This is a genomic window from Pseudomonas sp. AD21 (assembly GCF_002878485.1).
In the GTDB taxonomy this organism is placed as follows: Bacteria; Pseudomonadota; Gammaproteobacteria; order Pseudomonadales; family Pseudomonadaceae; genus Aquipseudomonas.
The window spans coordinates 1-11,854 of record NZ_NQYG01000104.1 but is presented as its reverse complement, the minus strand read 5'-3'; the positions used below and the strand labels follow the sequence as shown (position 1 = coordinate 11,854).

The 11,854-nt window shown below is 59.9% G+C and carries 14 protein-coding genes; 11 read left to right on the top strand and 3 right to left on the bottom strand.

The features are described 5' to 3' along the window. Positions 1-68: 68 nt before the first annotated feature. Positions 69-977, bottom strand: a complete 909-nt coding sequence (gene prmB / locus PseAD21_RS28705; RefSeq protein WP_102359079.1) for a 50S ribosomal protein L3 N(5)-glutamine methyltransferase — start codon at positions 975-977, stop codon at positions 69-71. A 238-nt stretch (positions 978-1,215) separates the two neighbouring features. Here prmB and PseAD21_RS28700 point away from each other — a divergent pair, with 238 nt between their 5' ends. From PseAD21_RS28700 to PseAD21_RS28680, 5 genes are all read left to right on the top strand, one after another. Further along, entirely contained in the window at positions 1,216-1,806 is a 591-nt protein-coding gene (locus PseAD21_RS28700) for a cysteine hydrolase family protein (protein ID WP_102359078.1), read from the top strand. Positions 1,807-1,950: 144 nt separating this feature from the next. After that, the gene (locus PseAD21_RS28695) at positions 1,951-2,271 is read left to right on the top strand and encodes a hypothetical protein (RefSeq protein ID WP_102359077.1); all 321 of its coding nucleotides are present in this window, start codon (positions 1,951-1,953) and stop codon (positions 2,269-2,271) included. A 74-nt stretch (positions 2,272-2,345) separates the two neighbouring features. Continuing rightward, on the top strand, positions 2,346-2,903 hold the full coding sequence (locus PseAD21_RS28690; protein ID WP_102359076.1) for a Smr/MutS family protein: 558 nt from the start codon (positions 2,346-2,348) through the stop codon (positions 2,901-2,903). A 77-nt stretch (positions 2,904-2,980) separates the two neighbouring features. Then, on the top strand, positions 2,981-3,526 hold the full coding sequence (folE, locus tag PseAD21_RS28685) for a GTP cyclohydrolase I FolE (protein WP_003442011.1): 546 nt from the start codon (positions 2,981-2,983) through the stop codon (positions 3,524-3,526). A gap of 102 nt (positions 3,527-3,628) precedes the next feature. Continuing rightward, positions 3,629-4,000 (top strand): glutathione S-transferase N-terminal domain-containing protein, encoded by a 372-nt coding sequence (locus tag PseAD21_RS28680; RefSeq protein WP_102359080.1) that lies wholly within the window; start codon positions 3,629-3,631, stop codon positions 3,998-4,000. 160 nt (positions 4,001-4,160) lie between these two features. On the opposite strand, the gene PseAD21_RS28675 is transcribed toward PseAD21_RS28680, so the two are convergent. After that, positions 4,161-5,327 carry a PLP-dependent aminotransferase family protein gene (locus tag PseAD21_RS28675; protein ID WP_102359075.1) on the bottom strand — a complete coding sequence of 389 codons (1,167 nt, stop codon included), beginning with the start codon at positions 5,325-5,327 and terminating at the stop codon, positions 4,161-4,163. Positions 5,328-5,409: 82 nt separating this feature from the next. On the opposite strand from PseAD21_RS28675, the gene PseAD21_RS28670 reads away from it, so the two are divergent. From PseAD21_RS28670 to PseAD21_RS28660, 3 genes are all read left to right on the top strand, one after another. Further along, positions 5,410-5,856, top strand: a complete 447-nt coding sequence (locus PseAD21_RS28670; protein WP_102359074.1) for a MarR family winged helix-turn-helix transcriptional regulator — start codon at positions 5,410-5,412, stop codon at positions 5,854-5,856. Between the two features lie 318 nt (positions 5,857-6,174). After that, positions 6,175-7,524, top strand: a complete 1,350-nt coding sequence (locus PseAD21_RS28665) for an NCS2 family permease (protein ID WP_025113364.1) — start codon at positions 6,175-6,177, stop codon at positions 7,522-7,524. An 88-nt stretch (positions 7,525-7,612) separates the two neighbouring features. After that, positions 7,613-8,239, top strand: coding sequence for a LysE family translocator (locus PseAD21_RS28660; RefSeq protein ID WP_003223174.1), 627 nt, complete (start codon positions 7,613-7,615; stop codon positions 8,237-8,239). A gap of 192 nt (positions 8,240-8,431) precedes the next feature. On the opposite strand, the gene uraH is transcribed toward PseAD21_RS28660, so the two are convergent. Then, on the bottom strand, positions 8,432-8,785 hold the full coding sequence (gene uraH, locus PseAD21_RS28655; RefSeq protein ID WP_003223171.1) for a hydroxyisourate hydrolase: 354 nt from the start codon (positions 8,783-8,785) through the stop codon (positions 8,432-8,434). Positions 8,786-9,215: 430 nt separating this feature from the next. Between uraH and puuE the strand changes: the two genes are divergently transcribed. From puuE to alc, 3 genes are all read left to right on the top strand, one after another. Next, entirely contained in the window at positions 9,216-10,142 is a 927-nt protein-coding gene (gene puuE, locus PseAD21_RS28650; RefSeq protein ID WP_102359073.1) for an allantoinase PuuE, read from the top strand. Next, positions 10,139-10,654, top strand: a complete 516-nt coding sequence (gene uraD, locus PseAD21_RS28645) for a 2-oxo-4-hydroxy-4-carboxy-5-ureidoimidazoline decarboxylase (protein WP_102359072.1) — start codon at positions 10,139-10,141, stop codon at positions 10,652-10,654. Before puuE ends, uraD begins: the two co-directional genes overlap by 4 nt. Before the next feature lie 87 nt (positions 10,655-10,741). Then, on the top strand, positions 10,742-11,737 hold the full coding sequence (gene alc, locus PseAD21_RS28640) for an allantoicase (protein ID WP_102359071.1): 996 nt from the start codon (positions 10,742-10,744) through the stop codon (positions 11,735-11,737). Positions 11,738-11,854 lie beyond the last annotated feature (117 nt).

The following is an 11,854-nucleotide window of genomic DNA, read 5'->3' as shown; positions in this document are numbered from 1 at the left end:
ACAGCGGACGCAGAGCGTCCATTGAGGCATTCCCACGCAGAGCGTGGGAACGATCAAGCTTTTAAGGCTTAAACGCGGGTGGCGAACAGGGCCTGATGATCGCGGCACTGCTCAGCTGTCAGCATGAACACGCCATGCCCGCCGCGTTCGAAATCGAGCCAGGCGAAGTCGACTTCCGGGTACAACGCTTCGACGTGTACCTGGCTGTTGCCCACCTCGACAATCAGCAAGCCCTTCTCGGTCAGATGATCCGCCGCTTCGGCGAGCATCCGCCGTACCAGGTTCAGACCATCGTCACCGCAGGCCAGGCCCAGCTCGGGTTCGTGCTGGTACTCATCCGGCATGTCGGCGAAATCTTCCGCATCGACGTACGGCGGATTCGACACGATCAGGTCGAAACGCTGCCCCGGCAGACCATCGAAACCATCACCTTGCACGGTATACACGCGCTCATCGACGCCATGGCGCTCGATGTTCTGATTGGCCACTTCCAGTGCTTCGAACGACAGGTCCGCCAGCACCACTTCAGCGTTCTGGAATTCATAGGCGCAAGCGATGCCAATGCAGCCGGAGCCGGTGCACAGATCGAGAATGCGTGCTGGCTCGTCGCCGATCCACGGCGCAAAGCGGTTTTCGATCAACTCGCCAATCGGCGAACGCGGGATCAGCACGCGCTCATCGACGATGAACGACATCCCGCAGAACCAAGCCTCACCCAGCAGGTAAGCGGTCGGGATACGCTCATCGATGCGGCGCTTGAGCAGGCGCTGCAGGTTGACCAGTTCGTCGTCTTCCAGCGCACAATCGAGATAGCTGTCGGCGATTTCCCACGGCAGGTGCAGTGCACCGAGCACCAACTGCCGGGCTTCATCCCAGGCGTTGTCGGTACCATGGCCGAAAAACAGATCCTCCCCATGGAAGCGGCTGACGGCCCAACGGATGTGGTCGCGCAGGGTACGAAGTCGGGAAGTGATCACGGGGCAGAACTCCAGAAAAAACGACTGGCGATTCTACCAGCCAAAACGCGCGCCGACGACGCAGGAAAATCAGCGGAGCGATAGTAGGACTTTTCTGATTTTTGCATCAGCCATTGTACAGAACGTGTAACGTGACAAGGCTACAGGCCAGTAACGACGGCGCCTACGATGGTAGCGGTTCACAGAACCGCTCAGCCAGAGGACAATGCCGCAAAAGCCCCACCCCAAGGAGCCCCGAATGTCCGTTCCAAAAACGATGTTTCTACTCAGCGGTCGCGGTTATGCAGCGGCCACACTGAGCCATGCCACCGTGGTCATCATCGATGCCCAGAAAGAGTACCTCAGTGGCCCGCTCGCCCTGAGCGGCATGGACGCGGCCGTCGCGAACATCAAACAACTGGTCGCTGCGGCCCGTGCAGCCGGTCGGCCGATCGTGCACGTGCGTCATCTCGGCACCGTCGGTGGCCTGTTCGACCCGCAGGGCGAACGTGGCGAGTTCATCCCTGGCCTTGAGCCACAGGGTGATGAAACGATCATCGGCAAACTGCTGCCGAGCGCCTTCCACGGCACCGAGCTGCTCGATCGTCTGCAGAACCTCGGCTCGCTGGACTTGATCGTCTGCGGCTTCATGAGCCATTCCAGCGTCAGCACCACCGTGCGCGCAGCGAAGAACCTGGGCTTCCGTTGCACGCTGGTGGAAGACGCCTGCGCCACCCGTGATCTGCCATTCAAGGGTCGCGTACTCAGCGCCGAGCGGGTGCAGGAAGCGGAAATGGCGATCATGGCCGACAACTTCGCCACCCTCGCCTTGACTCAAGACCTGATCTGATCGCGCACTGATATCAAGCTCCGGTGAGCGGCACACAGCGCCGCTCATCCGCAAAAGCCTCGCATTTGCTTCAATTGCCTTAGCCTCAGGAACAACCCGGTCAACTCCCGGTCGAAGGGCCGATACCCATTGAGGAAGGTCGGAATGAAGTTATCCGATGGATTTGACGCACGCCGCTTGCGGCCCAAAGGCCAAAGCAACTGGCGTTTTCGATTCGGCGCAGCGATCGCCGCCATTCTGGCGATGTTCGGTGTGCTGCTGGCGATGGCCGGTGCCGCCAGCCTGCTGGGACGCCCGCCCGCGCTCGGCGAGCTGAATGCCTCGCCGATGGGTTCGGCGATCATTCTGGCGGTCGGTTTGCTGTTCCTGTATTTCGGCGTGGCGCTGTGGCGTCGTTGCCGGCGTCGTGCACGGCAATCGCGGGAACTGAACATGTCCCCGCACCTGATGAAAAAACACGACTGAATCACCGGCCTGGCTTTTTGCCGGGCCGTTTTGTTTCGACTTGGGTAAACTGGCCGCCCTTCGCGGAGGCTGACATGCAAGACGACGATTTTTCCCTGTTCAAAAGTGCGATTCAAGGCGTCAAGCCGATCAAGCACGACCGCGCCGACACCGGCAAACCCAAGGCAGACCGCGCACAGATCGCCAAGCTGCGCCAGTCCGCCACCGTGCGCACCGACACCACCACCGTGGATGGCCTGTCCGATCAGTTCGTGATCGACGTCGGCCCCGAAGACGAGTTGATGTGGGCCCGCGACGGGGTGCAGGAAAGTCAGATGCGCAAGCTCAAGATCGGGCAGATCCCGTTCGAAGGCAGCCTCGACCTGCACGGTATGAACGTCGAAAAAGCCCGCGAAACCCTCTGGGCCTTTCTCGCCGAAGCGACCAAATTCGAAATCCGCTGCGTGCGTGTCACCCACGGCAAGGCCGTGCGTCTGGACGGCAAGCGGCCGATGATCAAAAGCCACGTCAACACCTGGCTGCGCCAGCACTCGCAAGTACTCGGTTTCTGCTCCTGCCAGGCCAAACATGGCGGTGCCGGCGCGGTTTACGTGATGCTCAAACGCACCATGATGGAAGGCCGCGACGAATAATCGCGTTACACCGAACTTGCAGGGTCGTGTCCGCCACCGTACCCTTGCCCTTTGCGAAAATCCCCACAGGTAGTTTCATGTCCCTGGAACAGAATTACACCGCGATCCTCGGCCAACTGGGCGAGGACGTGTCCCGCGAGGGCCTGCTCGACACGCCAAAGCGTGCCGCCAAAGCCATGCAGTACCTCTGCCGCGGTTATGAACAGACGCTCGAAGAGGTCACCAACGGTGCCCTGTTCAGCTCCGACAACAGCGAAATGGTGCTGGTCAAGGACATCGAGCTGTACTCGTTGTGCGAACACCACCTGCTGCCGTTCATCGGCAAGGCGCACGTCGCGTACATCCCGAGCGGCAAAGTGCTGGGCCTGTCGAAGGTCGCGCGGATCGTCGACATGTACGCCCGTCGCCTGCAAATTCAGGAAAATCTCAGCCGCCAGATCGCTGATGCGGTGATGCAAGTCACTGGCGCGCTGGGCGTGGCCGTGGTGATCGAGGCCAAGCACATGTGCATGATGATGCGCGGTGTCGAGAAGCAGAACTCGTCGATGATCACTTCGGTGATGCTCGGTGAGTTCCGCGAAAACGCGGCAACCCGCAGCGAGTTCCTCAGCCTGATCAAGTAATCGGCTGCAGAAAAAACCGGCGTTGATCGCCGGTTTTTTATCGCCCGTGAAAAATCGGGTAAGCTGCGCGCCTTTCTCAATTTGCACCGTGAGGCTTTCAACGTGTTCGTAAAAGCGCTTCGTGTCGGCCTTGGCCAACTGATCATCTTCATCGACTTCATCACCCGCCCGGGCAAGAAACAGCGCCCTGCCGAAACCCAGGCCCAGGTCAACGCGGCCGCGAAAGGCCTGACCCTGTATCAGTTCCACGCCTGCCCGTTCTGCGTGAAAACCCGCCGCACCCTGCGCCGCCTGAACGTGCCGGTGGCACTGAAGGACGCGAAGAACAGCGAACAGGATCGCCAGACGCTGCTGGACCAGGGCGGCAAGATCAAGGTGCCGTGCCTGCGCATTGAAGAAAATGGGCAGACCACCTGGATGTATGAGTCCAAGGTGATCATTGATTATCTGGACAAGCGCTTCGCGGCGGTCTGATGTTTTTGTATTGCGGCTGATGGCCCTATCGCGAGCAGGCTCACTCCTACATTTGGAATGCGCTCCCCTGTAGGAGTGAGCCTGCTCGCGATGAGGCCCGCGCCGATACCACAAATCCCAGACAAAAATAAACCGGCCCTCGAGCCGGTTTATTGGTTTTTCAGGCCGCTTTATCTATCTGCGCCTGTCGCACCACCGCCGCCAATCGTTTGAGTCCTTCATCCAATCGCGCCGGATCGATGTGGCTGAAATTCAGACGCAAATGCCCATGATGTTTATCCGGCTCGGGAAAGAACGGCTCGCCCGGCATGAACGCCACGTCATTGGCCAGCGCCTCATTGAGCAAGGTGCGGGTATCCAGCGGCTGCTTCAGCGTCAGCCAGAAAAACAACCCGCCCTGCGGCGTGTTCCAGTTCGCCAGATCGGAGAAATGCGTTTGCAGTGCTGACTCAAACGCATCGCGCCGCTCACGGTAAAAGCCGCGCAGTTCGCTCAAGTGCTGCTGATATTGTTCCGTGCCGATCCATTGCAGTGCCTGCCACTGACCGATGCGGTTGGTGTGCAGATCCGCCGATTGCTTGAGCTTGAGCAGGTGCGGGAACAGGTCCGGACTGGCAATCAGGTAACCGACACGCAAACCCGGCAGCAGGGTTTTCGACACGGTACCGGTGTAGATCCAGCTGGCTGTTTTCAGGCGCCCGGCAATCGGCTTGGCGCTGCCGCCATCGAAGGTCAGTTCGCGGTAGGGCTCGTCTTCGATCAGGGTCACGCCGAATTCATCCAGCAACGCGGCGACGGCGGCGCGCCTGGCTTCGCTGTAGCGCACGGCGGACGGGTTCTGGAACGTCGGGATCAGGTAGATGAACGCCGGACGATGCTGCTCAAGGCGGCTGCGCAGTTGGGCCAGATTGGGTCCGTCAGCCTCTTGCGGCACGGTCAGGCAATCGGCGCCAAACAGCTGGAAGATCTGCAAGGCGGCCAGATAGGTCGGCGCTTCCAGCAGAATCTCGGTGCCCTTGTCGATGTACAACTTGGCCGCCAGATCGAGGGTTTGCTGGGAACCACTGACCACCAGCACCTGACTCGCCTTACAGTCCAGGCCAAGCGCCCTCGCCTCTGCTGCCAGGGCTTCACGCAGCGCCGGCTCGCCTTCGCTCATGCCGTATTGGCCGAGGGAAAGCGGCATGTCGGCCCACTCGACCTTCGGCAACATGGCTTCGGCGGGCAGGCCGCCGGCGAACGACATCACCTCCGGGCGCTGGGCGGCGGCGAGGATTTCACGGATCAGAGAACTTTTAAGGCGCGAGACACGTTCGGAAAAAGCCATGGGAGTCACCGGTAGCGAGGCCTGGGAAAAATAAGTCAAACTGGTTGACTGAAACTACGACAGCTTGAGCGAGTACGTCAATATGCTTGACCTTAAAAGCCCTGCAAGCCAACAACAGGCGATGGAAGCGTTTTTCTTCGGCTATCAGGCGTTCACTGCCAAGGCGGATGAAATGCTGGAGCGTCGCGGCTTGTCCCGGGTGCATCAGCGGATTGTGTTTTTCATCGCGCGTTATCCCAATCTCAGCGTCAAGCAGTTGCTGGGATTGCTCGGCGTCAGCAAACAGGCGTTGAACATGCCGTTGCGCCAGTTGCAGGAGATGCACCTGGTCGACAGCATCGCGTCAGAGGCGGACAAGCGTAAGCGCCTGCTGGAACTGACCGCCGAGGGTGCGAAGTTCGAGCAGGCGTTGCGCCGCGAGCAGGTGAAGTTGCTTGAACGGGTGTTTGCCGAGGCTGGGGAGGCTGCGGTGAATGGGTGGTTGGCGGTGAATATGGCGTTGGGCGACAGCCAGGCACATCTCGATTGATCAGACTGGCCTCTTCGGGAGCAAGCCCCCTCCCCCAGGGTTCTGCTGAGTACCCATGATCCGGGTTCACCGGAGATCCACTGTGGGAGGGGGCTTGCTTCCGAAAGTGCCGGAACGGGCGATATATCCCTATCGCCTGACCTTTCGTAAACAAAACCAAAAACAATATTTGCTTTATTTGTACACAAAAGCATAATCCACAGCGTGCGAGTTCCTGACCGCATGGTCAACAAATTCGCGTATGCCTCAAAGGGCTGCTGCCACCCCTCATGGGTCCGGCCCTGGAAATAACAATAAAACTCTTGAGGAGTACTCGCTGTGGAAAGCCGCAAATCCGAAGCATCGACGCTGGAACTCTCACCGCCATTACGCAGTGGCGTGCTGGAGCGCATCTTTAAACTCAGCTTGCATGGCACCACGGTGAAGACCGAGCTGATTGCCGGTCTGACAACCTTCATCACCATGGCTTACATCATCTTCGTCAACCCGAACATCATGGCCGATGCCGGGATCGATCACGGTGCAGCCTTTGTCGCCACCTGCATCGCCGCCGCACTCGGCTGCCTGCTGATGGGCCTGTACGCCAACTGGCCGGTCGGTCTGGCGCCGGGCATGGGCCTCAACGCCTTCTTCACCTACACCGTGGTCGGCACCATGGGCTACAACTGGGAAACCGCGCTCGGTGCGGTATTCGTCTCCGGTGTGCTGTTCATGATCCTGACCTTCTCGCGCATTCGCGAATGGCTGCTCAACAGTATTCCGGTCAGCCTGCGCTTTGCGATGGGCGCCGGTGTCGGCCTGTTCCTCGGACTGATCGGCCTGAAGACTGCGGGCATCGTGGTCGACAGCCCGGCAACCCTGATCAAGCTCGGCTCCCTGCGTGAACCCGGCCCGCTGCTGGCGGCGATCTGCTTCCTGATGATCGCGATCCTCAGCTACCACAAGGTGTTCGGCGCGATCCTCATCAGCATCATCACCGTGACCCTCGCCGGTTGGGGCCTGGGCATCGTGCACTACTCAGGCATCATGTCGACCCCGCCAAGCCTGGCGCCGACCTTCATGGCGATGAACGTCGCGGGGGTGTTCAACGTCAGCATGATCAGCGTGGTCCTGGCCTTCCTCTTTGTGCACATGTTCGACACCGCCGGCACCCTGATGGGCGTTGCCCAGCGCGCCAATCTGGTCAACGCCGACGGGCGTATCGAAAACCTCTCGCGCGCCATGAAAGCCGACAGTGCCTCCAGCGTATTCGGCGCCGTGGTCGGTGTGCCACCTGTCACCAGCTATGTGGAAAGTGCCGCCGGCGTAGCCGCTGGTGGTCGGACTGGTCTTACCGCCGTCACCGTAGGTGTGCTATTTATAGCCGCGATGTTTTTCGCACCGCTGGCCGGCATGATTCCCGCTTACGCCACCGCCGGTGCACTGATCTACGTTGCGATGCTGATGATGGGCGGCATGGCCCACATCGAGTGGGACGAAGCCACTGATGCGATTCCGGCGATTGTCACCGCAATCATGATGCCGCTGACCTTCTCGGTCGCCGATGGCATCGCGCTGGGCTTCATCACCTACGTGGCGTTGAAGGCCGGTACCGGCAAGTACAAGGAAATTTCCGTCAGCCTGTGGGTGCTCTGCGCGATCTTCATCGCCAAGTTCATCTTCTTGTAAGCGTCACGCGGTTCAAGCGTCAAAACGGCCTCACCCTCGCGGGTGGGGCTTTTGCACATTCTTGAGTACAACAAAAAAGGAGAAAGTGATGAGTCTGGAAACCTGGCTGCTGTTCAGCGGCGCTGCATTGGTGGTGATCCTGATCCCGGGGCCGCTGTCATTGCTGATGATCAGCAACAGCCTGAACTACGGTCTGCGCCGTTCGTACCCGGCGTTTCTCGGCGGCGTGATCGCCTCGATCTGCCTGCTCAGTGCCTCGGCGCTGGGGCTTGGCGCCCTGCTGCTGGCGTCTGAACAGCTGTTCAGCGCCTTGAAGATCGTCGGCGCGCTGTACCTGTTCTACCTCGCCTGGCAGAGCTGGCAGCAATCGCGCCAGCCAGCCGTGGGCGCTGAAGTGCCGCAAGCGGCGCCGGTACCGCGCTTTCGCACCTTGTTCGGGCGCGCGTTTGTATTGGGCGCGAGCAATCCGAAAGACATTCTGTTCTTCGCCGCGTTTCTGCCGCAGTTCCTCAGTGCACAACAGCCGTTCCTGCCGCAGTTGCTGATCATGATCGCCACCTGGGTGGTGCTCGATCTGTGCTGCAAACTGGCTTACGGGCTGGGTGCGCATGGTGCGGCGCGCTATCTGCGCAGCGGCAAGGGGCAGAGCTGGTTTAACCGGGTGAGTGCCGGGTTGTTCAGTGGCGCTGGCGCCGCTTCCCTGCTGAGCCGCTAAGAGCAAAAGCATCGCGAGCAGGCTCACTCCTACAGGGGATCGCATTCCAAATGCAGGAGTGAGCTTGCTCGCGAAGGCGTCAGATCAGGCAACACTTTTCCAAAGACGAAAAAAAGCCCGCAGTGTGAGCGGGCGAAAGACCAAAGAAGCTATATGCGCAGTCGCTTCCCGGTGGGGGCAGCTGCTTGGGGGTCAGCTGCCCCGGTAGGTGGAATAGCTGTAAGGCGAGATCAGCAGTGGCACGTGGTAGTGATCCTGTTCGGCAGAGATGCCGAAACGCAGCACCACCACGTCCAGAAACGCCGGCTCCGGCAACTGCACGCCACGGGCGCGGTAGTAATCGCCGGCGTGGAACTGCACCTGATAAACCCCGGTGCGGTAGTCATCGCCTTGCAGCAGCGGCGCATCGACCCGGCCATCGCTGTTGGTTATCGCACTGGCGACCAATTCCAGGTGCGAACCTTCAACGCGGTACAGCTCGACCTTGATCGAGCTGCCCGGGCAACCGTGTGCAGCGTCCAAAACGTGTGTTGTCAAACGTCCCATTGATTCTGCGCGCCTGCCTGCGTGGAGCAGTCAGACCTCGCGCCTCCCGAAGTCAGGTAAAAAGGAGACCGCACCGATTCGGAGCACGAAAAGCTGCGGCGAGCGACTGATTAAGACACTTTTAAAAAAAATTGTACACAATAAAAACGACATTTTTCACCTCCCCCCCGCCGTTCGGGCGTTTACCCTTGATCTGCCTCTCAAGTGCCTATCTATTGAACCTGCGATCCATTAGCTGACTGATCAGGCAGGTTTCTTGCAGGCTCACGTCTTTAACAGCAAAAGATGACAGTCGGTGAAAAATGCGAAAATTCAGGCTTACAAAGTGAGATTAAAGTTGTATACAATCAGCCCATCGCTGTGACGCCAGCCTGCTTACTCACCGCCAGGCCGCCACACCCTCTGTCAACGAATAAGAAGGAAGACTGCAGTGAGCGCTGACTACCCACGCGACCTGATCGGTTACGGCAGTAACCCTCCTCACCCACACTGGCCGGGCAATGCCCGCATCGCCCTGTCGTTCGTGCTCAACTACGAAGAAGGCGGCGAGCGCAACATCCTGCACGGCGATAAAGAATCCGAAGCCTTCCTCTCCGAGATGGTTGCCGCCCAGCCGCTGCAAGGCGCGCGCAACATGAGCATGGAATCGCTTTACGAGTATGGCAGCCGCGCCGGTGTCTGGCGGATCCTCAAACTGTTCAAGGAATTCGACATTCCGCTGACCATCTTCGCCGTGGCCATGGCCGCTCAGCGCCACCCGGATGTGATCCGCGCGATGGTCGAAGCCGGTCACGAGATCTGCAGCCACGGCTACCGCTGGATCGATTACCAGTACATGGACGAAGCGCAGGAACGCGAGCACATGCTCGAAGCGATCCGCATCCTCACCGAACTCACCGGCGAGCGCCCACTGGGCTGGTACACCGGCCGCACCGGGCCGAACACCCGTCGCCTGGTGATGGAAGAAGGTGGTTTCCTTTACGACTGCGACACCTACGACGACGACCTGCCCTACTGGGAACCGAACAACCCGACCGGCAAGCCGCACCTGGTGATCCCGTACACCCTCGACACCAACGACATGCGCTTCACGCAAGTGCAGGGTTTCAACAAGGGTGACGACTTCTTCGAATACCTTAAAGATGCGTTCGACGTGCTCTATGCCGAAGGCGCTGAAGCACCGAAGATGCTCTCGATCGGTTTGCACTGCCGCCTGATCGGTCGTCCGGGTCGCCTCGCCTCGCTCAAACGCTTTATCGAATACGCCAAAAGTCATGAACAGGTGTGGTTCAGCCGTCGCGTCGACATCGCGCGCCACTGGCACGAAACCCAGCCGTACCAAGGGGCCGCCAAATGAGCTGCTTTCAAACCCTGCAACCGTCGACCCTGAGCCGCGACGCTTTCGTCAAAGCCTTCGCCGACATCTACGAACATTCGCCATGGGTGGCCGAGAAGGCCTACGACCTGGGCGCGGACGCTTCGATCGACGAGATCGAAACCCTGCACCAGCGCATGAGCGACATCCTGTTGAGCGCCGATCACGCCAGCCAGCTGGCACTGATCAACGCTCACCCGGACCTGGCCGGCAAAGCTGCCGTCCAGGGCCAGCTTACCGCGGCCAGTACTGAAGAACAGTCTGGCGCGGGGATCCACCAATGCACGGCCGAAGAGTTCCAGCGCTTCACCGAGCTGAACGACGCCTACAAAGCCAAGTTCAAGTTTCCCTTCATCATGGCGGTAAAAGGCAGCAACCGGCATCAGATCCTCGCGGCGTTCGAAACGCGCATTCACAACTCGGTCGACACCGAATTCAAATGCGCGCTGGCGGAGATCAACAAGATCGCCCTGTTCCGTTTACTGACTCTTTAGCAAGCCTGACCCGAGTACATCAGACGCGGAGAGTACCCAGGGTCTTGCAAGCATCCCCAGCCACTTATTTAAAGGCAGACAAGAAGAATGAAAGCTTACGCCGTACCTTTCGAGAAGTTCGTCAACCTGGCCGATGCCCGTCTGGGCACCAAAATCATCTCGGTCACCGATGACTGGTTCGCAGACGCCAATCGTCTGTTTCAGCCGACCCCGGCCGTGTGGAAGGAGGGTGTGTTCGACGACAACGGCAAGTGGATGGACGGCTGGGAATCGCGTCGCAAGCGCTTTGAAGGCTACGACAGCGCGGTGATCCGCCTGGGCGTACCGGGTTCGATCAAAGGCGTGGACATCGACACTTTATTCTTCACCGGCAACTTCCCGCCATCGGCCTCGCTGGAAGCGTGCTTCCTGGCCTCCGGCGAGCCGGACGAAAACACCCAGTGGACTGAAGTGCTGTCGGCCGTCGAGCTGCAGGGCAACAGCCACCACTACCACGAAATCAGCAACGACAAGGCGTTCAGCCACCTGCGCTTCAACATCTACCCGGACGGCGGTGTTGCCCGTCTGCGCGTGTACGGCATTCCGTTCCGCGACTGGTCGGCGGTTGGCGACAACGAGCAAGTCGACCTGGCCGCAGCCCTCAACGGTGGCCGCGCCCTCGCCTGCTCCGACGAACACTTCGGCCGCATGAGCAACATCCTCAACCCGGGCCGTGGCATCAACATGGGCGACGGCTGGGAAACCGCACGTCGTCGTACCCCGGGCAATGACTGGGTGATCGTCGCACTGGGCCACCCGGGCGAGATCGAAAAAATCGTCGTCGACACTCTGCACTTCAAAGGCAACTACCCGGACACCTGCTCGATCCAGGGCGCGTTCGTCAAGGGCGGCACCGACAGCCAGATCGAAACCCAGTCGCTGTTCTGGCGTGAACTGCTGCCGAGCCAGAAGCTGGAAATGCACGCCGAACACACCTTCGCCGAGCAGATCAAGGCGCTGGGCCCGATCACCCACATCCGTCTGAACGTGTTCCCGGACGGTGGTGTGAGTCGCCTGCGCGTTCTCGGCAAGGTCGCTAAATAACACCGCAATGATCGTTCCCACACTCTGTGTGGGAATGCATCACTGGACGTTCTGCGTCCACTCTGGATGTGACGCGGAGCGTCACGGGCTGCATTCCCACGCGGAGCGTGGGAACGA

Excerpts from the sequence above, each read along its gene's own strand:
- PseAD21_RS28700 (WP_102359078.1), top strand. The coding sequence starts at position 1,216 with ATGTCCGTTCCAAAAACGATGTTTCTACTCAGCGGTCGCGGTTATGCA.
- PseAD21_RS28695 (WP_102359077.1), top strand. The coding sequence starts at position 1,951 with ATGAAGTTATCCGATGGATTTGACGCACGCCGCTTGCGGCCCAAAGGC.
- PseAD21_RS28690 (WP_102359076.1), top strand. The coding sequence starts at position 2,346 with ATGCAAGACGACGATTTTTCCCTGTTCAAAAGTGCGATTCAAGGCGTC.
- folE (WP_003442011.1), top strand. The coding sequence starts at position 2,981 with ATGTCCCTGGAACAGAATTACACCGCGATCCTCGGCCAACTGGGCGAG.
- PseAD21_RS28675 (WP_102359075.1), bottom strand. The coding sequence starts at position 5,327 with ATGGCTTTTTCCGAACGTGTCTCGCGCCTTAAAAGTTCTCTGATCCGT.
- PseAD21_RS28670 (WP_102359074.1), top strand. The coding sequence starts at position 5,410 with ATGCTTGACCTTAAAAGCCCTGCAAGCCAACAACAGGCGATGGAAGCG.
- PseAD21_RS28660 (WP_003223174.1), top strand. The coding sequence starts at position 7,613 with ATGAGTCTGGAAACCTGGCTGCTGTTCAGCGGCGCTGCATTGGTGGTG.
- uraH (WP_003223171.1), bottom strand. The coding sequence starts at position 8,785 with ATGGGACGTTTGACAACACACGTTTTGGACGCTGCACACGGTTGCCCG.
- uraD (WP_102359072.1), top strand. The coding sequence starts at position 10,139 with ATGAGCTGCTTTCAAACCCTGCAACCGTCGACCCTGAGCCGCGACGCT.
- alc (WP_102359071.1), top strand. The coding sequence starts at position 10,742 with ATGAAAGCTTACGCCGTACCTTTCGAGAAGTTCGTCAACCTGGCCGAT.